Below are 19,755 nucleotides of genomic sequence, written 5' to 3' on the forward strand. Positions count from 1 at the left end.
GATATCTGAGGTTGACGACGATATTACGGTCTGATGACGGTCAAAGGGAATTCATCCACCCGCGAGCGCGTCGAGCGCGGCGGTGAAGGCCTCGGCGGGAGGACGCACCAGACCCGCTCCCACCTGCCCTGTTCCCGCGATCCTGCCGGCGATCCCGGTGTTGACGACGGGCAGCGAACCGGTCCTGGCCACGAGCGCCACGTCGATGCCGGCCGGCGTGCCGCGGAAGCCCAGCCCGGGGATCTGGTACGCAGGGTGCTCGGCCATCGTGATCTCGTACATCGTCGTGGTGGCCGCGACGGCGTCGGACACCTCGCCGCCGACGAACCGGACGATCGCGGGGGCCGCCGCCATCGCGAAGCCGCCCAGGCCGGTGGTCTCGGTGATCGTGGAGTCGCCGATGTCGGCGTTGGCGTCGTCCGGGCCGTACCCCCCGAGGTAGAGGCCGTCGGGCACCCCGGCGGGGCCGGTGAACCACCGGTCGCCGAGACCCGACACCTGTATTCCGAAATCCGTTCCATTGCGCGCCATGGCGACGACCAGGCTCGATCCCGGCACGTCGCGGGCCGCGTCGGCGCTGACTTTCGCCGCGGCCATTCCCGCGTTCAGGAAGAAATGATCATTTCCATTGATGAAACGCAGCACCTCGGCCGCGTGGTCAGGGGCCGCCTCCACGATCGCCGGCGCGATCTCGCGCACCAGCAGGGAGGTCGCCGCGCGGTTGCGGTTGTGCAGTTCGTCGCCCATCTGCAGCGCCTGGGCGATGAGCGTGCGCAGGTCGAGCGGGCCGCAGCGCTCCAGCGCCGCCGCAAGCACCGGCCCGAGCACCTCGCCCATCCAGCGCAGCCGCTCGATCACCTCGGGTCCGTACGCGCCGTAGCGCAGGACCTTGCCCAGCCCCTCGTTCAGCGAGCAGTACGCCGTGCCGCCGTGCTCGGCGTCGGTCACCTCCAGCATCCACATGGAAGGGCTGACGACGCCCGCCATGGGGCCGACCGTGCGGTGGTGGTGGCAGGAGTCGAGGCCGATCCCCGCGCCGGAGGCCAGGCGGCGCTCCGCCTCCTCGGGGGTGCCGGCGAGGCCCTCGAACAGCATCGCCCCGGCGAGCGCGCCCCGCATCGGGCCCGAGGCGCGTTCCCAGGTGATCGGCGGACCGGCGTGGAGGAACTCCCCGGCCCGCAGGCCAAGGACCGCGTGCGCCGGGCGCACGCCGGTCAGCATGGGACGCGCCGCCAGCATCCTGCCGACGGCGGTGGCGTTGGCGCTCTCGCGGCGGGGGTCGGCGAGCACCCGGGCGAGGGCGGCGGCGGTGCCCGGCAGCGGCGGACGCCAGTCGACCTCGCACCGCGGCACGGCCTGGAGGTCCAGCGCCTCGCCCAGCACCTGCGCCCCCACGGTGATCACCCGCGGCTCGCCGTACAGCATGGAAAGGGTCATCTGGCTCCGATCCAGGTCGGCGCGGCCCGGCCCGTCACCCGCCCGCCAGGAGGCGGGCGTGCCTGGCGGCCGCGGCGTTGGAGGTGAAGACCGCCGCTCCGGCCTCGTTGAGCCGGGCGGCCTGGGCGCGCAGCCCCTGCGGGTCGCCGTCGGTGCCGACGACGGCGACGACCACGTCCACGCCCCTGGCCACGGCCTCGCGGACGGCGGGCGCGAGCGAGGAGGAGGGGTCGGGGTCGGCGCCGTGCCCGAGCACGACGTCCATCAGCACGACGCCGGACGCGACGCCGCGCAGCGCGTCAAGGCGCAGCGCCGGGTCGATCATCGGATGGGCCCTGCCGCGGGTGTAGGAGTCGTCGCCGAAGTCGGTGAACTCCCCGTCGCCGGCGACCAGGGCGGCTTCCGCGCACAGCGTGCCGCCCGCGTAGAGGCCCCGCAGCGGCCCGCGCGGGGCCGCCTCGTCCGCCGCGTCCTGCCGGGCGGGCGGCGCGGGCGGCGCGGGCGGGGCGGGCCAGGAGGGCCACTCGGGCACGTCGCGGCCGAGCGCGCGCAGCACCTTCTCCGCGGCGGTGGTCAGGTCGTCCTGCCCGGGCCCGAGCAGCGCGGCGACGACCGGCGTCGCCAGGTCGAGGTCCCGTACGGCACGGGCCACCTCGGGAGCGGGCGGCTTGGAGACCAGCACGATCAGCTCGGTCGCGGGGTCCTCGTCGAGCGCGCGCAGCGCCTGCACGGCCGAGCGCCCGCCGACCTCGGCGGACAGGTCCCTGCCGCCCACGCCGAGCACGTGGGACACGCCGACGCCGGCCAGGTCGAGCAGGCTCGTCACCTGCTGCGCGCCCGTGCCCGAAGCGGCCACGACGCCGACCGGCCCGGGGCGCAGGACGTTGGCGAAGCCCAGGCCCGCTCCGCCGACGACCGCGGTGCCGCAGTCGGGGCCCATCACGAGCACGCCCCTGGCTGCGGCGAGGTCCTTGAGCAGGATCTCCTGCTCCACCGGCACGTTGTCGCTGAAGATCATCACGGAGAGCCCGGCCTCCACGGCGTCGAGCGCCTCGGCGAAGGCGTGCTCGCCGGGCACGCTCACCAGCGCCAGCGTCGCCTCGAAGCCCCGCGCCGCCGACCGCGTGGTGCGCGGCGGCGCCACGTCCCCCGTACCGCTCGCCTGCGCCCGCGCGGCGAGCTGCCGGCCGAGTTCGGCGGCGGCGCCCTCCAGGACCGCGGGGGAGGCGGCCCGCACCGCCACCAGCAGGTCTCCCGGGGTCGCGGGCGGCACCGCGAAGCCGAGATCGCGGGCGAGCGCCGTGTTGAGCTCCGTGGCCATCGCGACGACGGCGACGGTCACCCCCGGCAGATCGGTGATCGCCCGGCTCACCCGCATCAGCGTCACCGAGTCGCGGTAGACCCCGGGGCGCACCTCGACCAGGTCGTTCAACGTCCCTCCCGTAGGGCGAGGACCGCGGACAGGCCGATCTGCACGCCCCACGCCAGGTCGGCGCCCGAGGTGTGGCCGAGGCGGAGCAGGCGGCGCACGGCCGGTTCGAGTGGCTGGTGCCCGGCCACGCCGCGCAGCACCGCCGTGACCTCGGGGCTCGCCTCGCCCCTCGCGGCGCAGTGCAGCAGGGTGGCCGAGACGGGCGTGGTCCTGCTGCGGGCGTCGTAGGTGACCGCGGCGGCCAGCCAGTCGGCCAGCCAGACGGCGCGCGGCACGTCCGCCGCCGCGCCGAGACGCCGCAGCGCGACCAGCAGGCCGGCGAGCATGTCGTCGCCGCTCGGGGTCAGTCCGGGGCCGAGGCCGATCAGCCGCTCGGCCGCCGTGATGCTCTCCAGCAGCGAGCCCGCCAGGCAGCCGCGCTCCAGCAGGGCGGGGGCGCCGTCCGGGTCCAGCCCCGGCCGCCGGGGCGAGCCCGCGCGGGCACGGCCGAGCAGACCGGACGCGGCCTTGAGCCTGACAGGGTCGGCGGAGGCGAGCGGGGGAGCGGGGTCCCACCAGCGGCGCACGCGGATCGACAGGCCGCCGACCTCGACGGAGCCGTCCCCGACCCAGGCGTCGTCGCCCGCGGACACCCCTTCGACGGGCCCGGCGAGCACCACGGAGTTGGGCAGCCGGGTCGCCTCCCCCGTCACCACGGCCACGACGTACGGCTCGGTCTCGCTCCTGATCTCCAGGTAGAGCGCGAGGGGAAAGGCCGCGAGCACCCGTGCCGGGCGGCGGGGCGCCTCCAGGGCGGGCCGTACGGCCACACTCGCGGCGCCGCCCACGTAGGCGGGGTCCGCGGGGGGTCGGGCCGCGGGAGCGGCCGCCCGCCGCGCTCTCGGGCGCGTGCCAACAGTCACCGGACCTCCCGAAGCCAGTCGTTGCCGACGCTAAGGCCAGGTCTCCCCCCTCCGTACGGAGAAAGATGCCAACAGTCCGTCGAATGGTTGGCTCTTCCTGACAGGACCGGTGCTCGGGCACAATCGGCGTGAGACGTCCCCGGAGCGAGCCCGACGCCCTGAGCGCAGTGGTCCGCGAGGTACGGGCGGCCCGCGTGGCGAGCGAGGAGCGGTGAGCGACCGATGACACCGGGACGTCGTGACGCCAGTTCGGAGAGCACTGTCCAGCGAGCAGGGACCGGAGACGGAATGCACAACGACCCGGCCCCGCCGACGATGCGCCTGGCGAGCACCGGAACGATCCTCCACGGCGTGTCGGTGGGCGAGGTGCTCGGCGTCTCGACGCTGGCGGACGCCCGCCTGATCGCCGGGCGGGGCGGCCTCGACCGCATCGTGCAGCGGCTCAACGTGATGGAGGTGCCCGACATCCTCGCCTGGGTGAAGCCGCACGAGTTGCTGCTCACCACGGGCTACCCGTTGCGCAACACGCCGCAGTCGCTCGACCGGCTCGTGGCCGACCTGGACGAGCGCGGCCTGGCCGCTCTGGCGATCAAGCTCGGCCGCTACCTGGACGAGCTCCCGGGGGAGATGGTGGAGCAGGCCGACCGGCTGGGCTTCCCGCTGATCCTGCTGCCCAACCACGTCGGCTTCGACGACATCCTCAACCAGGTGCTCACCGACATCCTCAACCGGCAGGCGGCAATACTCGCGCGCACGGAGGAGGCGCACCGGGCGCTCGTGCAGATCGTGCTCGCCGGCGGCGGGATGCGAGAGGTCACGGCGGAGGTGGCCGGGCTGCTCAAGGTGGCCGTGGGGGCGACCGACGCAGCCGGCCACTTCCTCGCCACGGCGGGGGAGCCCGCCCAGGTGGCCCGGCTGCGGGAGGCCGACGCGGCCCTCGCGCGGTCGCAGGCGGTCCCGCGGGGCGGCGACGGCCACCACGCCGCCGTGCCGATCGTCGCGGGCGGGCACCACCACGGGAGGATCTCGGTCTACAGCGCCCACGGCACGCTGACCCCCAGCGACGTCGGAATCCTGGAGCGCGCCGCGACCGTCGCCGCCCTGGTGATCACCAAGCAGGAGGCGGTCACCGCCGTCGAGAGCAAGTACCGCGCCGACTTCCTGCGGGACGTGCTCACCGGCAGAGGCGGGCTGCGGGTGGCCGAGCGCGCCCAGGCGTTCGGCTGGGACCTGGAGCGCCCGGTGAGCGTGCTGGTCGCCGAGATCGACCCGGAAGCCGAGGAACGGCCGGTCCAGGACCGCATGCTCGCGGCCTGGCAGGCGTCGGTGCGCAAGCACGATCCGCGCGGCGCGGTCGCGGGCTACTCGCACGAGGTCGTGGCCATCGTCGGGGAGGCGGCCGACCCCGCCAGGGTGGCCAGGGACGCGCTCGCCGCCGTGTCCGACGGCACGTTCTCCACCGGCCTCAGCCGGGTCGCCGCCGGCGCCGACGCCCTGCCCGGCGCGTACGGCCAGGCGCTGAAGGCCGCCCGGGTGGGCCGCCAGCTCCACGGGGCGGGCGCGGTCGCCCACTTCGACGAGCTGGGGGTCTACCGGCTGCTCTCGCTGGTGAACGACACCGACGAGCTGCACGCCTTCGTCCGGGAGACCCTCGGCCCGCTGGCGGGCGACGACGACGCCGAGAACGCCGACCTGCGGCGCACCCTCCAGGCGCTGCTGGAGACCAACCTCAACGTCGCGGAGACCGCGCGACGGCTGCACTTCCACTACAACACGCTGCGCTACCGGATCGGGAAGCTGGAGCGCATGCTGGGCAACTTCACCGAGGACGCGCACCTGCGGCTCAACCTCACCCTCGCCCTGCACGTGCTGCGCATGAGGGGCATCTAGATCGTTCCCTCGGATCCCCGCCGCGGTCGCCACGGCGAGTCCCCGGGACGCTCCCCGGCTATCTAAGCTGGCGGCGTGAACGATGCGAAGGCCCCTGTCATCACCTTCGAGCTGGACGGCGACCACATCCCGCTCTGCGATCTCCTCAAGTTCTGCCAGATCGCCGACAGCGGCGGCGCCGCCAAGCACCTCGTCGCCGAAGGGCTGGTGCGCGTCGACGGGCATGTGGAGCTGCGCAAGGCCTGCAAAATCCGGGCGGGGCAGGTCGTCGCGGGCGACGGGTACACGATCCGCGTGGTGTGACGCCCAGGAGTCCGCCGCTTTGGCAGATCATGACAATGTCTGTCGCGCACGCCAGTCCTAAAGTGCCCCAAACGGTCTAGAAGCGCCGCGGAGGGACGCCTGCGGGGTGGCCGACCGGCCCACGGCCCGGTAGCAAGAGGGGCGTTAATGGCTTTCAAATGGACAGTGCACGGCGACGGGAGAGGGCTGGCGCCCGGGGACGTCGTCAAACCCGACGAGAGACTCAGCTGGCCCCGCATGGTCGGCATCGGCGCGCAGCACGTGATCGCCATGTTCGGCGCGACCTTCGTCTTCCCCCTGGTCATGGGGCTCGACCCGAACACCGCCGTGATGATGTCGGGCGTCGCGACGATCCTGTTCCTGCTCTTCACCCAGGGCCGGATCCCCAGCTATCTGGGCACCTCGGCGTCGTTCGTCGGCGGCGTGGTGGCGGTGCGCGCGGCGTTCGGCGGCGACACCCCCGGCGCCGACCAGGTCGTGACCGGGGCGATCCTCGTCGCGGGCCTGGTGCTCGCGCTGTGCGGCGTGGCGATCCACGTGCTCGGCGTGCAGATCATCCACCGGGTCTTCCCCCCGGTCGTGACCGGCGCGGCGGTCATGCTGATCGGCTTCGGCCTGGCGTACGTCGTGGCCGACGTCTACTGGCCGCAGGACCCGTGGATCGCGCTGATCACGATGGTCGCGACGTTCGTGTTCATCGTGCTGTTCCGCGGGTTCCTCGGCCGGATCGGCGTGCTGCTCGGGCTCGTCTTCGGGTTCGTCCTGTCCTGGCTCGCGGACCGGGTCTTCGGGGACATCACCGCCTTCAACGCGGGCACCGGGCAGGTCGACACGCACCCCCGGGTGAGCTTCCAGGCCGTCCTCGACGCCGACTGGATCGGGCTGCCGCACTTCCACGCGCCCTCGTTCCAGCCGTCGGCCGTGCTGGTCGTGCTGCCCGCCGTGATCGCCCTGATCGCGGAGAACGTCGGCCACGTCAAGGCGGTCGGCCAGATGACCGGCACCGACGTCGACCCCCAGATGGGCAAGGCGGTCATCGCCGACGGCGTCGGCACCGCCGTCGCGACCGCCGTCGGCGGCTCGCCCACCACGACGTACGCGGAGAACATCGGCGTCATGGCGGCCACGCGGGTCTACTCGACGGCCGCCTACTACATCGCCGCGGTCATCGCGATCCTGTTCGGCCTCTGTCCCAAGTTCGGCGCGCTGGTCGCCGCCACGCCCGGCGGCGTGCTCGGCGGCGTCACCGTCATCCTGTACGGCATGATCGGTCTGCTCGGCGCGAAGATCTGGGTGGAGAACCGGGTGGACTTCGCCGACCCGGTGAACATGGTGCCGGTCGGCGCGGGCATCATCCTCGCGATCGGCCCGGTCACCCACCAGATCACCGGCGACTTCTCGCTCGCCGGGATCGCGCTCGGGACGATCGTGGTGCTCGCCGGCTATCACCTGCTCCGCGCCATCGCGGGCAGACCAGCGAAGGAGGTCTCCGGTGGGGAGATCGGGTTCGAACGCGACGCCGCCGTCTGACGTGCGGGCGCGGCCCGTACGGCGGGACCCCCGGACGCCGGCGCGGTGAAGCCGCCCCCGTTCGACTACCACGGCCCGGTCACCCTCGGCGAGGCGCTGGACGTCCTCGCCGAGGCCGGGCCGGACGGGAAGGTGCTGGCGGGCGGCCAGAGCCTGATCCCGCTGCTCAACATGCGCCTGGCCGCGCCCGCGCACATCGTCGACGTCAACCGCGTGCCCGGCCTGGACGGGATCGAGGCCGGGCAGGACGGCGTACGCGTCGGGGCCCTGGCCAGGCACGCCGCCGTGGAGCGCTCGCCTGAGGCCGCCGCGCTGCCGCTGCTGCGCCAGGCGCTGCGACTGGTCGCCCACCCCGTGATCCGCAACCGCGGCACGGTGGTGGGCAGCCTCGTGCACGCCGACCCGTCCGCCGAGATGCCGGCCGTGCTCGCCCTGCTCGGCGGGTCCGTACGGCTGGCAGCCAGGGGCGGCGAGCGGGAGGTGGCCGCCGCGGACTTCTTCACAGGACCGATGGAGTCGGCGCTGCGGCCGGGCGAACTGGCCGTGTCCGCGTTCTTCCCCGCGCTGCCGGGAAGGTCGGGCACGGCCTTCCACGAGGTGTCCAGGCGGCACGGCGACTACGCGGTGGCCGGGGTGGCCGCCGCCGTCACGCTGGACGAGGACCTCAGGGTCACCGCCGCCCGCGTCGCCTGCGTGAGCGTGGGACCGGTCCCGGTGGTCGTGGACGTGACCACGGCGTGCGGCCCGCGCCCGGCGGGCTCGGCCGGCTGGGAGGCCGCGGCGGCGGCCGTACGGGACCGGATCGAGCCGGAGGGCGACATCCACGCGACCGCGGATTACCGGCGGCACCTAACCGGGGTGCTCGCCGTGCGGGCGCTGCGGGACGCCGCCGCGGCGGCCCACGGGGAGGAAGCGTGAACGAGACGCGCCATCGGGTGACCTTGAAGGTCAACGGGGTCGTGCGGGAGGCGACGGTGCCGGGGCGGCGGCTGCTGTCCGACTGCCTGCGTCACGACCTCGGCCTCACCGGCACCCACGTGGGCTGCGAGCATGGCGTCTGCGGCGCCTGCACGGTGCTGCTGGACGGCGAGCCGGTCCGGTCGTGCCTGATGTTCGCCGTCACGGCGGACGGCCACGAGATCACTACGGTGGAGGGCCTGGCCCGCGGCGACGGCGAGCCGTCGCCGGTGCAGCGGGCCTTCTCCGAGTGCCACGCCCTGCAGTGCGGGTTCTGCACGCCGGGGTTCCTGTGCGCCGTGACCGCGTTCCTGCGGGACAACCCCGCCCCGTCGGAGGAGGAGGCGCTGGAGGCCGTGTCGGGCAACCTGTGCCGGTGCACCGGCTACCAGAACATCCTCAAGGCCGTCCACCGCGCCGCCGAGATCCAGGCCTCGGAGATCCAGGCGGCCGAGATCCAGGCGGAGGAGGGCGGGGCATGACGACGAGGCTGTTCGGCGAGCCGGTCCAGCGGCGGGAGGACGCCAGGCTCGTCACCGGCGGCGGCCGCTACCTCGACGACCTCGGCGCGGGCGCGCTGGCCGCCGCCTTCGTGCGGTCTCCGCACGCCCACGCGCGGATCCTCGACATCGACGTGTCGGCCGCCCTCGACGTGGAGGGCCTGGTCGCGATCTACACGTGGGAGGACCTGCCGGGCGCGCTGGCCGAACCGCTGCCGCTGCTGATCCCGCATCCCGCGCTCACCCACGGCCGCACGGCGTACCCGCTGGCGAAGGAGATCGTCAGGCACGTCGGGGAGCCGGTCGTCATGGTCGTCGCCCCCGACCGCTACCTCGCCGAGGACGCCTGCGCGCTGATCCGGGTCGACTACGAGATCCTCAAGCCGGTCGTGGGCATCGAGGAGGCCGCGGGCGGCGCCCACCTCGTGCACGAGGACGTGCCGGGCAACGTCGGCGCGCACCTCGTCCAGGAGGTGCCCGGCCACGGCGGCGTGCCGGCGCGGGAGGCGGTCGACGCGGCCCCGCACCGGCTGGAGTTCCGCCTCGACATCGAGCGCAGCGCGTGCACCCCCCTGGAGGGGAAGGGCGTGTACGCCCGCTGGGACGCCGACGACGGCTCGTTGCGCATCTACTCCTCCACGCAGACCTCCACGAGCGTGCGGATGGCCATCGCGGCCAAGCTCGGGCTGCCGCTGCCCAAGGTGGAGGTCGTCGCGCCGGACGTCGGCGGCGGCTTCGGCGTCAAGATCGTCCACCCGTGGCCCGAGGAGATCCTCGTGCCGTGGGCGGCGCGGCTGCTGAACCGCGAGGTGAAGTGGACCGAGGACAGGCGCGAGCACTTCGTCTCCTCGTCGCACGAGCGCGGCCAGGTCCAGCGCGTGCGGGCCGGGTTCGACGACGACGGGCGCGTCCTCGGCCTGGAGGTGGAGATCCTGCACGACCACGGCGCCTACACGCCGTACGGGATCATCGTGCCGATCATCACCTCGACCCAGCTGCTCGGGCCGTACAAGGTGGGGGCCTACCGGGTCGAGTTCTCCTCGCTCTACACCAACACCGTGCAGGTCACGCCGTACCGGGGAGCGGGCCGCCCGCAGGGCGTGTTCTGCATGGAGCGGACGATGGACAAGATCGCCGCGTACCTCGGCAAGGACCGCACCGAGGTCCGCGCGGCCAACTTCATCCAGCCCGGCGAGTTCCCGTACGACCAGGGCTTGATGTTCCAGGACGGGCGTCCGCTGATCTACGACAGCGGCGACTACCCCGAGGCGCTGCGCATGCTCAAGGAGCTGATCGGCTGGGACTCCTTCGCGGAGGACAAGGCCCGCGCGGCGGCGGAGGGGCGCAGGATCGGCATCGGCGTCGGCTGTTACGTCGAGGGCACCGGCGTGGGCCCGTACGAGGGCGGGCACGTGCAGATCACCTCCGACGGCCGCGTGCACGTCTCGACCGGGCTCACCTCGCAGGGGCAGGGGCACGAGACGGTGTTCGCGCAGATCGCCGCGACCGAACTCGGCGTGCCGATCGAGAAGGTGTCGGTGGTCACCGGCGACACCCGGCGCTTCGGCTACGCCGTGGGGACCTTCGCCTCACGGGCGGCCGTGATGAGCGGCAACGCGATCGCGCTCGCCTGCCGGAAGGTCAGGGAGAAGGCGCTGCGGATCGCGGCGGAGGCGCTGGAGGCCGATCCGCGCGACCTGGAGATCACCGACGGGACGGTCCACGTCGCGGGCGTGCCGTCGGCGTCGATCCCGCTGGCGACCGTCGCCGTGCTGTCCAACCCGCTGCGGTACGCCTTCGACGAGGAGGCCAGGCGGGCCACGCAGTTCGCCGGGGCCGGCTCCGACGACCGGCCGCCCGTGGCGGAGGGGGAGGAGCCGGGGCTGGAGGGCAGGGACTACTACTCGCCGGTCAGGTCCACCTTCGCGGCCGGCATGCACGCGGCGATCGTGGAGACCGACCCCGACACCGCCGAGATCAGGATCCTGCGGTACGCCGTCGTCCACGACTGCGGGAAGCTGATCAACCCGATGATCGTCGAGGGGCAGATCCACGGCGGGGTCGCCCAGGGCGTCGGCGGGGCGCTGTACGAGAAGATGGCCTACGACGAGCACGGTCAGTTGCTGAACGCCTCGTTCATGGACTTCCTCATGCCGTACGCCACGGAGGTGCCGCACATCGAGACGGCCCACCTGGAGACGCCCTCGCCGCTGAACCCGCTCGGGATCAAGGGCGCGGGGGAGGCCGGGGTGATCCCCGTCTCCGCCGTCATCGCCTCCGCGGTCGAGGACGCCGAGGGCATCGCGATCGACCGGATGCCCATCTCCCCGTCCGACCTCCACCACCTGCGCCTGGAGCGGTGACCACCGTCATGGCCCGATCATCTGAGCGACCCGGAAGGCGAGTTCTTCTCCCGCCTGCCGTCAGAGGACCTGGGCGGTGAGGCGCTTGCGGAAGACCCAGTAGGTCCAGGCCTGGTAGGCGATGACGCCCGGCAGGGCGAGCAGGCCGATCCAGGTGAGCACGGTCAGCGTGTAGGGCGCCGAGGCCGCTTCCGCCAGCGTCAGCCCGGGCAGCGGGGCCGCCCACAGCACCCCGAAGACGGTGGCCGTCGTCGCGGCGATCGACGTGGCGGTCGCGGTGAACGCCCAGCCCTCCCGGCGGCCCCAGACCAGCGTCACCCCGGCGGCCAGCGCCGACGCGGCGAGCAGCGCCGTCCCCAGGGTCCACGCCGGGCCCCTGCCCGGCACGGACGGCAGCGTGCCGATCGCGACCGGCAGCGCGCCGACGGCCGCGAGCAGAGCGGCCCTGCGGGCGCGGGCGCGGATCGCGCCGGTCGTCTTGAGCGCGAGGAACACCGCGCCGTGCAGCACGGCCACCGACAGCGACAGGGCTCCGCCGAGCACGGTCGCCAGCGCCGTGCCGAACACCAGGTGACCGAAGATCGCACCCCACAGGAACGCCGGCAGCACGCTGCCCGTGACGATCCCGGCGTCGCACAGCGCGACCTCGCGCCTGGAGCGGACCTTGCCCCGCCACTCCAGGCCCACCCCGCGGACGACCAGGCCGGTGATGACGAGGAAGACCGCCAGGTAGAAGCCGCTCAACAGGCCCGAGTACCACGCGGGGAAGGCGGCGAACATGGCGCCGATCGCGGTGATGAGCCACACCTCGTTGCCGTCCCACACCGGCCCGATGGTGCCGAGCACCTGCCTGCGCTCGGCCTCCGACCGCGACAGCAGCGGCAGCAGCGCGCCCACGCCGAAGTCGAACCCCTCCAGGACGAAGTAACCCGTCCAGAGGAACGCGATCACGATGAACCAGAAGGTCGTCATCTCGTGACTCCTCAGTACATGAGCGTCGGCATGAGCCGCGTCTCGTCGGAGTGGTCGGGCGCCACGCCGGCGGGGTCCGTGACGGCGGGTGGCAGTTCTGGGCCGGCCTTGACGTGCCGCACCAGCAGCACGCCCTCGGCCACGGCGAGCACGCCGTACAGGACCGTGAAGACGGCCAGGGTGATCGCGACCTCGGTGAGCGAGACGCCGGGCGACACGCTGGCGGCGGTCATGAGCTCGCCCTGGACGGTCCACGGCTGACGGCCGATCTCGCTGAGCAGCCAGCCGGCGATGATCGCCATGGTGGGCAGCGGCAGCGCCAGCACGCAGAGGCGGGCGAACCAGCCGGGCACCGGCCGGGCCGGGCCGCCGCGCCGGCGCCGGGGGCTCCGGGTCAGCCACAGGCCGAGCACGGACAGGCCCACCGTGGCCATGCCGAAGCCGATCATGACGCGGAACGACCAGAAGACGACCGGCAGGTTCGGGGTGTAGTCGCCGGGCCCGAAGGTCTGCTCGTACCGCGCCTGGATGTCGTCGACGCCCTGGACCGTCGCGGCGGGGTCGTGCGCGGCGAGCAGGCTGAGCAGGCCGGGCACCTCGACGCCGGGCGCGATCGAGAACGGCGCGCCGGCGGTGTCGTGGCGCAGGCCCTCCGCCGCGGCGAGCTTCATCGGCTGCTGCTCGCGCAGGAGCTGGCCGGACAGGTCGCCGCTCCCGGCGACGACGACCCCCGCGATCGCCGTCATGACGAGCGCGGCGCGCAGGCTGGTCCGCCACATGTCCGGCCCGCGGCGCACCGGCACGGTCACGTCCTGGGCGGCCCCGAGGCCGTTCACACGGTCGTGCCCGAGGCCGTTCCCGCGCCTGTTCTCGCGTCCGGGCAGCAGGCCGAGGCCGCGCTCGCGCAGGATGCGGTAGCCCGCGACGGCGACCACGAAGCCGCCCGCCACGACGAACGAGGCGGCGACCACGTGCGGCACCTGGGCGAGGGCCGTCGAGTTGGTCAGCACCGCCCACAGGTCGGTCATCCTGGCCCTGCCGTCCACGACCTCGTAGCCGACCGGGTGCTTCATCCAGGCGTTGGCCGCGAGGATGAAGTACGCCGACAGGTTGGACCCGATGACGGCGGCCCACAGGCAGGCGAGATGGACTCGCTTGGGCAGCCGGTCCCAGCCGAAGATCCACAGTCCGAGGAACGTCGACTCCAGGAAGAACGCGAGCAGCGCCTCCAGCGCCAGCGGCGCGCCGAACACGTCGCCGACGAAGGTCGAGTACTCACTCCAGTTCATCCCGAACTGGAACTCCTGGACGATGCCGGTCACGACGCCCATGGCGAAGTTGATCAGAAAGAGCTTGCCGAAGAACTTCGTCAGCCTGAGGTAGTGCTCCTTGCCCGTACGCAGCCAGGCGGTCTGGAGCCCGGCGACGAAGACGCCCAGTCCGATCGTCAGGGGTACGAAGAGAAAGTGGTACACGGTGGTCACTCCGAACTGCCACCGTGCCAGGTCAAGCGCGTCCATGTCTCCCCCATGACGGAGCCCCGCGGCTCGTAGCTCTATAGCCAGTAGTACTACAAGCTGTAGAGCATTAGGGCCTCGCGATGTGCGATCTTCGTCACAACCGTCCGGCAGGCCGCCCGGATCCCGGATCGCGGGGCCGTGACCCCGTTCTCGCGGCACCGGCGGGCGCGGCCGGATCGTCCCGGCGGCCGGGGACGTCTGTCCCGTCCCGCCCGGAGCGCCCCCTGCGGAGGCATGGAGTCAACAATGGCCGGATGTCGCCGTGCGGCGCGTCCGCCGCTCGGCTGATTCGCCCGTACGCCGCGCGGTTGAGAGCAACGGGCGGAAGCCACCTCGTCACCCGCGCCGGCGTGCCGTCCCGGGGTGTCCATCGGGCCCCGCCCGGCCGCGTGGCCGTACCCGGTTGCCGGCGTACGGCGCTCGCCGCGACACCTGCCGAGAGATCACGCCGCGCCGGGGCAGATATTGCCGTTCTCGCCGGACAGGTGGTTGTCTAGGGTGCTCGGCATCGGAGGTGGCTCATGAAGGTCTCGGGCAGCGCGCTGGTCGCCGCGGAGCGCAAGCGGGTCTGGGACGCGCTCCAGGACCCCGGCGTCCTGGTGCGGACGATCCCCGGCTGCGAGCGCCTGGAGACGACCGGCGAGAACGTGTACGCGATGACGGTGACCGCGGGAGTCGCCTCCATCAAGGGCGTCTACCAGGGCGAGGTCGCGCTGAGCGACCAGGAGGAGCCCGACCGGTTCACCCTCGGGGCGCGCGGGCAGGGCGCCCCCGGCACGGTAGAGGCGACCGTGGCCGTACGGCTCAGCGACGCCGGAGGCGGCACCCGGATCGACTACGACGCCGAGGCCGTGGTCGGCGGCATGATCGGCGGTGTGGGGCAGCGGATGCTCGTCTCGGTCGCCAAGAGGACCGCGGGCGAGTTCTTCGCCGCCGTCGAGCGGCATCTGCTGTCGGCCCCCGCCGCCCTCGCCGAGCCCGCCGCCGCCGAGACGCCCGTCACAGTGCCCGTCACTGCGCCCCTTACTGCGCCCGTCACAGGGGAGGCCGCGCCGAGGGTGTTCACCCGCGAGACCCGGCCCGCACCCCGGCAGGGCGTGCCGGCCTGGACGATGCTCGCGGCGTTCGGGACCGGCGCGGGGGTGGCGCTCGGCAGCGCCGCCATCGGCTGGCTCCTCGGACGCCAGAGCCGCCGCCGTTAGCCGCCGGCGCCAGGGAATCGGCCGCCGGTGACACCGGTTGGACATGGCGTGAAAGTAGAGATCTTCTCCGATGTCGTGTGTCCCTGGTGCTACATCGGCCACCACCGGCTCCAGCAGGCCGTGCGCCTGTACGAGGGGGACGTCGAGGTCGCCCGCCGCCCGTTCCAGCTCGACCCGGACGGCGTCTCCAGCGGCGAGCCGCTGCTGAGCGCGCTCGGGCGCAAGTTCGGCGGGGAGGCCCAGGTGGCGCAGATGACCGGGCGCGTCGCCGGCGTGGCCGCGCAGGACGGGCTGGACCTCCGCTTCGACCGCGCCATCGCGGCCGGCACGTTCGAGGCACACCGGCTGATCTGGCTCGCCGGGCGCGCGGGCCGCGACGCCGAGATGGCCGACCGGCTCTTCCGCGCCCACTTCACCGACGGACTCGACATCGGCGACCCCGCCACGCTGGGCAGGCTCGCCGCCGAGACCGGCGTCGAGGACACCGGGGAGGGCGCGGACGAGGTGCGCGCCGACCTGGCCCGGGCCCGCGCGCTCGGCGTCCGCTCCGTCCCGCTGTTCCTGTTCGAGGAGAAGTTCGCCGTTTCAGGCGCGCAGCCCGTCGAGACGCTCGTGGCCGCCCTGCGCGAGGTCGAGGCGCGTACGGCGGGGGACCGGAGGGCGCCCGAAACGGCGGGCGAGGACGGCGCCTGCGCGGTCTGAGCCGCCCGTCCGGGCAGGGTCTGACGACAGGACGGCGATTCTTCGGCAGAGTGCGCCGGTTCTTCCGATCCGCGGCGATCGGTAGACACGGAGCATGCCTAGCGTCCGCATCGGGGTCGACACGGGCGGCACCTTCACCGACGTCGTACTCGTCGACGAGGAGTCCGGCCGTATCGTGACGACCAAGACTCCGTCGACTCCCGCCAATCCCGCCGACGGGTTCATGGCAGGCGTGCACAAGGTGCTGGAGGCCCACACGGGCGGTCACGCCCTCGACGCCGTCTCCGCCCTCGTCCACGGCACCACCGTCGCCACCAACCAGTTGCTGGAGGACCGTCCGGGCGGCACCTCACACCTGGGGTTCGTCACCACGGAGGGCTTCGAGTCCGTCCTGGAGATCGCCAGGCAGAGCGTGCCGGACGGATACGGCAACTCCTACTTCTGGGTCAAACCCCCACGGATCGTGCCCGTGCACCGGGTGCGGACCGTGGGGGGACGGCTCGACCACCTCGGCGGGGAGGTCCGGCCGTTCGACGAGGACCAGGCCGTACGGGTCGCCCGATGGTTCAGGGAGCAGGGCGTCACCGCGGTGGGGGTGTGCTTCCTGCACTCCTACGCGAACCCCGGGCACGAGCGGCGGATGCGCGAGGTGCTGGAGCGCGAGCACCCCGAGGCGGTGGTGTCGCTGTCGAGCGACGTGCTGCGGGAGTACCGCGAGTACGAGCGCTCGGTGACCACGCTGGTGGACGCGGCGGTCAAGCCGACCATGCGGCGGTACATCGGCAACCTGTCGGAGCGGCTCGGCCGGCCGTTCTCGGTCATGAAGAGCAACGGCGGCGTGCTGTCGGCGGCCGAGGTGGTGCACCAGCCGATCACGACCGTGCTGTCCGGCCCGGCGGCGGGGGCGCTCGGCGCGGCGCTCGTCGCGGGGACCGCCGGGCATCCGAGCGTCATCACCCTCGACGGCGGCGGCACCTCGACGGACGTGGCGGTCGTGGTGGACGGGGAGCCGTCGCTGACGACCGAGGGCAGCATCGGCCGTTATCCGTGCAAGATCCCGATGATCGACATCGTCACGGTCGGGGCGGGCGGCGGGTCGATCGCCTGGATCTCGCCCGAGGGGACGCTGAAGGTCGGCCCGAGGTCGGCGGGCGCGGACCCCGGCCCGCTCTGCTACGGCAGGGGCGGCGCCGAGGTGACGGTGACCGACGCGCACGTCTTCCTCGGCCGGGTGCCCCCGCATCTGCTCGGCGGTGAGATCCCCCTCGACGTCGCCGCCGCGCGGGCGGGCGTGACGGCGCTGGCCGACCGGCTGGGGCTGACCCCCGAGCGTTGCGCCACCGGGATCCTGGAGATCAGCGCGTTCAACCAGTCGAACGCCATCCGGCGGATCACCGTGCAGCGCGGCCTCGACGTGCGGGACTTCCCGATGGTCGCCTTCGGCGGCTCGGGGCCGCTGCTGGCCTGCCGCCTCATCGACATCCTCGGACTGCGGGCCGCGATCGTCCCGCCCGACCCCGGGAACGTCTCCGCGTTCGGCCTGCTCACCGTCGACGTGAAGAACGACTACGTCCGCACGTACGTCGCCCGCGACCCCTCGCGCGAGGCCGTCGCCGAGATCCTCCGCGACCTGGAGGCGGAGGCCGCCGCCGCGCTCGACCGGGAGGGCTTCGCCGAGCACGTGTACGCGCGCAGCGCCGACCTGCGCTACTACGGCCAGGCGTACGAGGTGCGGGTGCCCGCCCCCGACGGCCCCGTGGACGAGGCGTGGCTCGGCGCGGTCGCCGAGCGGTTCCACGCCGAGCACGAGAGGCTCTACGGGTACGGCTACCGCGACGATCCCCGGCATGCCGTCGAGTGGGTCAACCTCCGGGTCTCCGGCATCGGCCCGATCGTACGGCCGAAGATCGCGCGCAGGCCGCGGCAGGAAGACGAGCCGAGCCCGGTCGCGACCCGCGACGTGCACTACGAGCGGTGGGGCAGGACCGTGATCTACCGCAGGGGTGACCTCGGCGCTGGCGCGGTCGTGCGCGGCCCCGCCGTGATCGAGGAGTACGGCTCGACCCTCCCGGTGCATCCCGGCTTCACGGCGACCATGGACGACTACGGCAACCTCGTGGTGGTGAGCGATGACCGGTAGGACCGCCGACCCCGTGCTCGTGGAGATCGTGGAAGGCACGCTCGCCTCGGTGGAGAAGGAGGTGGAGACGGCGATCGCGCGCACCGCGAGGTCGCCCATGATCCGCGACGCCCACGACTTCCGCGCCGGCATCCACGACGTGCGGATGCGCAAGCTGACCGGGCGCTCCTACTCGGCGCTGGTGCAGCCGGTCGTCCGCGACTTCCCGGTGGACACGATGCGGCCCGGCGACGTGTTCTTCCACAACGACGTCTACCTGTCCGAGGGCGGCATCGGCCACCTGCCCGACCTGTGCGTGACGGTGCCGGTCTTCCACGAGGGCGAGGTCGTCGCGTTCGTCCAGGCGTTCGGCCACCACGACGACATCGGCGGCGCCGTCCCCGGCTCCATGCCGTCGCACGCGCGCAGCGCGTTCGAGGAGGGCCTGATGGTCCCGCCGATCAAGCTGTGGGACCAGGGCGTCCCCAACCGCGCCGCGCTCACGATCATGACCCGTAACTCCCGCATGCCCGACAGCCTCGCCGGCGACCTCGACGCGGAGTGCTCGGCCTGCCTGATGGGCGCGCGGCGGCTCGGCGAGCTGTTCGGCCGGTACGGCAGGGAGGCGGTCGAGGCGTGCTTCGACGCCATCATCGGCAAGACGACGGAGACGTTCCGCCGCGAGCTGCTCGCCAAGATCCCGGAGGGCGTGCACGTCTGGGAGGACTACGCGGAACACGACGGCGTGGACGAGCCGCGCCTGCACGCCCAGCGGATCACCCTCACCGTGGACCACTCGGCGGACCCGCCGCTCACCCTCGACTTCACCGGGACGTCGCCGCAGGCCAAGGGGCCGATCAACCACGCGGGCGACTACGCCGACGGGGTCTTCCTGAAGAAGTGGCTGGCGCCGATCCTGCGCAACCTCGCCGACACCCCCGAGCGGATGGCCGAGCTCGACGTCAACGAGGGCGTCGTCCCGCTGATCAAGATGGTCTTCCCTGAGAAGGGCACCCTGCTCACTCCGATCTTCCCCGCGCCCACCAACGCCCGCACGTTCGTGATCCTGCGTCTGCTGGGCGTCCTGGCCGGCGTGCTGGCCAAGGCGACCGGCGGCCGGATGCCGGCCGACCAGGAGACCATCCGCTACACCGGCGTGTACGGCGAGTCGGACGACGGGCCCTACCTGATGCGCGAGGTGCTGGGCGGCGGATCGGGCGGGCGCTGGTACGCCGACGGGGAGGACACCATCCACGTGGTGCCCGACAGCCGCAACATCCCGGTGGAGTTCGCCGAGGCGCGCTGGCCGTTCCGGGTCGAGCGGCTGGGCCTGGCCGTCGACAGCGGCGGCCCGGGGAAGTTCCGCGGCGGGCTCGGCTACGACAAGCACATCCGCATGCTGCGCGACGCCTCCTTCATGTCGATCGCCGACCGCTCGATCCTGTCGTGCTGGGGCGTGAACGGCGGCCGGGCGGGCCGTCCCTTCCAGGTCACCGTGGACGGTGTGGAGATGGAGGGCCTGGTCGACGACTTCCCCGTACGCGCCGGGCAGATCATCCGCGTCCGGACGACGGGCGGAGGCGGCTGGGGCTCGCCGTACGACCGGCCCGCCGAGACCGTGGCCGCCGACGTACGGGACGGGAAGGTGTCGTTCGAGGGCGCGCGGGAGGACTACGGCGTCGTGCTGACCGGCGGCCGCGACGACGTCGCGGTCGACGTGGAGGCGACCGAGCGCCTGCGGGAGCGGCTGCGCGAGACGCGCCCCGCCGCGTTCTTCGACCGAGGCCCGGGGTATCCCAAACTCTCCGGCGGCCTCCCGCACGCGGAGGTCGACACCCTCTGACACGCGCCGCCGAGGATCGTCCCGCGTGTGCCCCGTGCGAGGAGGGCGAGGCCGCCGTTCGGTGGGCGGCCTCGCCGGGGAGC

General features: G+C 73.2%; 15 protein-coding genes. 10 read left to right on the forward strand and 5 right to left on the reverse strand.

Going from position 1 to position 19,755, the window contains the following annotated elements; genetic code table 11:
* Window positions 1–51 precede the first annotated feature (51 nt).
* The 3 genes from HHX31_RS18280 to HHX31_RS18290 are packed head-to-tail and all read right to left on the reverse strand — an operon-like array spanning window position 52 to window position 3,771.
* Window positions 52–1,437, reverse strand: coding sequence for a DUF1116 domain-containing protein (locus tag HHX31_RS18280; RefSeq protein WP_169949489.1), 1,386 nt, complete (start codon window positions 1,435–1,437; stop codon window positions 52–54).
* A 34-nt stretch (window positions 1,438–1,471) separates the two neighbouring features.
* On the reverse strand, window positions 1,472–2,869 hold the full coding sequence (locus tag HHX31_RS18285) for an FdrA family protein (protein ID WP_211589871.1): 1,398 nt from the start codon (window positions 2,867–2,869) through the stop codon (window positions 1,472–1,474).
* Window positions 2,866–3,771, reverse strand: coding sequence for a DUF2877 domain-containing protein (locus HHX31_RS18290; protein ID WP_169949490.1), 906 nt, complete (start codon window positions 3,769–3,771; stop codon window positions 2,866–2,868). Before HHX31_RS18290 ends, HHX31_RS18285 begins: the two co-directional genes overlap by 4 nt.
* Before the next feature lie 288 nt (window positions 3,772–4,059).
* On the opposite strand from HHX31_RS18290, the gene HHX31_RS18295 reads away from it, so the two are divergent.
* The 6 genes from HHX31_RS18295 (at window position 4,060) to cutA (ending at window position 11,314) form a co-directional block, all read left to right on the forward strand.
* Window positions 4,060–5,661: a PucR family transcriptional regulator gene (locus HHX31_RS18295; protein ID WP_169949491.1), complete on the forward strand. Its 1,602-nt coding sequence runs from the start codon at window positions 4,060–4,062 to the stop codon at window positions 5,659–5,661.
* A 75-nt stretch (window positions 5,662–5,736) separates the two neighbouring features.
* On the forward strand, window positions 5,737–5,964 hold the full coding sequence (locus HHX31_RS18300) for an RNA-binding S4 domain-containing protein (RefSeq protein ID WP_169949492.1): 228 nt from the start codon (window positions 5,737–5,739) through the stop codon (window positions 5,962–5,964).
* A gap of 147 nt (window positions 5,965–6,111) precedes the next feature.
* Window positions 6,112–7,494, forward strand: coding sequence for a uracil-xanthine permease family protein (locus HHX31_RS18305; RefSeq protein WP_169949493.1), 1,383 nt, complete (start codon window positions 6,112–6,114; stop codon window positions 7,492–7,494).
* Between the two features lie 45 nt (window positions 7,495–7,539).
* Window positions 7,540–8,412, forward strand: a complete 873-nt coding sequence (locus HHX31_RS35730) for a xanthine dehydrogenase family protein subunit M (RefSeq protein WP_169949494.1) — start codon at window positions 7,540–7,542, stop codon at window positions 8,410–8,412.
* Window positions 8,409–8,933: a (2Fe-2S)-binding protein gene (locus tag HHX31_RS18315; RefSeq protein ID WP_169949495.1), complete on the forward strand. Its 525-nt coding sequence runs from the start codon at window positions 8,409–8,411 to the stop codon at window positions 8,931–8,933. Before HHX31_RS35730 ends, HHX31_RS18315 begins: the two co-directional genes overlap by 4 nt.
* Window positions 8,930–11,314 (forward strand): aerobic carbon-monoxide dehydrogenase large subunit, encoded by a 2,385-nt coding sequence (gene cutA, locus HHX31_RS18320; RefSeq protein WP_169949496.1) that lies wholly within the window; start codon window positions 8,930–8,932, stop codon window positions 11,312–11,314. Before HHX31_RS18315 ends, cutA begins: the two co-directional genes overlap by 4 nt.
* 60 nt (window positions 11,315–11,374) lie before the next feature.
* Here cutA and cydB read toward each other — a convergent pair whose 3' ends face one another.
* Window positions 11,375–12,286 (reverse strand): cytochrome d ubiquinol oxidase subunit II, encoded by a 912-nt coding sequence (gene cydB / locus HHX31_RS18325; protein ID WP_169949497.1) that lies wholly within the window; start codon window positions 12,284–12,286, stop codon window positions 11,375–11,377.
* Window positions 12,287–12,297: 11 nt separating this feature from the next.
* A complete protein-coding gene (locus HHX31_RS18330; RefSeq protein WP_169949498.1) occupies window positions 12,298–13,806 on the reverse strand; it encodes a cytochrome ubiquinol oxidase subunit I in 1,509 nt (502 codons plus the stop codon).
* Between the two features lie 521 nt (window positions 13,807–14,327).
* Between HHX31_RS18330 and HHX31_RS18335 the strand changes: the two genes are divergently transcribed.
* From HHX31_RS18335 to HHX31_RS18350, 4 genes are all read left to right on the forward strand, one after another.
* Window positions 14,328–15,008: a carbon monoxide dehydrogenase subunit G gene (locus HHX31_RS18335; RefSeq protein ID WP_169949499.1), complete on the forward strand. Its 681-nt coding sequence runs from the start codon at window positions 14,328–14,330 to the stop codon at window positions 15,006–15,008.
* 48 nt (window positions 15,009–15,056) lie between these two features.
* Window positions 15,057–15,710 (forward strand): DsbA family protein, encoded by a 654-nt coding sequence (locus tag HHX31_RS18340; protein WP_169949500.1) that lies wholly within the window; start codon window positions 15,057–15,059, stop codon window positions 15,708–15,710.
* Window positions 15,711–15,804: 94 nt separating this feature from the next.
* Window positions 15,805–17,850, forward strand: a complete 2,046-nt coding sequence (locus HHX31_RS18345) for a hydantoinase/oxoprolinase family protein (protein ID WP_169949501.1) — start codon at window positions 15,805–15,807, stop codon at window positions 17,848–17,850.
* Entirely contained in the window at window positions 17,840–19,672 is a 1,833-nt protein-coding gene (locus HHX31_RS18350) for a hydantoinase B/oxoprolinase family protein (RefSeq protein ID WP_169949502.1), read from the forward strand. Before HHX31_RS18345 ends, HHX31_RS18350 begins: the two co-directional genes overlap by 11 nt.
* Window positions 19,673–19,755: the final 83 nt, after the last annotated feature.

This window comes from Microbispora sp. H11081, from assembly GCF_012999535.1.
Lineage (GTDB): Bacteria > Actinomycetota > Actinomycetes > Streptosporangiales > Streptosporangiaceae > Microbispora.

Coding starts and splice junctions, on each gene's coding strand:
- HHX31_RS18295 (WP_169949491.1), top strand. CDS start 4,060: ATGCACAACGACCCGGCCCCGCCGACGATGCGCCTGGCGAGCACCGGA.
- HHX31_RS18305 (WP_169949493.1), top strand. CDS start 6,112: ATGGCTTTCAAATGGACAGTGCACGGCGACGGGAGAGGGCTGGCGCCC.
- HHX31_RS18345 (WP_169949501.1), top strand. CDS start 15,805: ATGCCTAGCGTCCGCATCGGGGTCGACACGGGCGGCACCTTCACCGAC.
- HHX31_RS18335 (WP_169949499.1), top strand. CDS start 14,328: ATGAAGGTCTCGGGCAGCGCGCTGGTCGCCGCGGAGCGCAAGCGGGTC.
- HHX31_RS18330 (WP_169949498.1), bottom strand. CDS start 13,806: ATGGACGCGCTTGACCTGGCACGGTGGCAGTTCGGAGTGACCACCGTG.
- cutA (WP_169949496.1), top strand. CDS start 8,930: ATGACGACGAGGCTGTTCGGCGAGCCGGTCCAGCGGCGGGAGGACGCC.
- HHX31_RS18280 (WP_169949489.1), bottom strand. CDS start 1,437: ATGACCCTTTCCATGCTGTACGGCGAGCCGCGGGTGATCACCGTGGGG.
- cydB (WP_169949497.1), bottom strand. CDS start 12,286: ATGACGACCTTCTGGTTCATCGTGATCGCGTTCCTCTGGACGGGTTAC.
- HHX31_RS18350 (WP_169949502.1), top strand. CDS start 17,840: ATGACCGGTAGGACCGCCGACCCCGTGCTCGTGGAGATCGTGGAAGGC.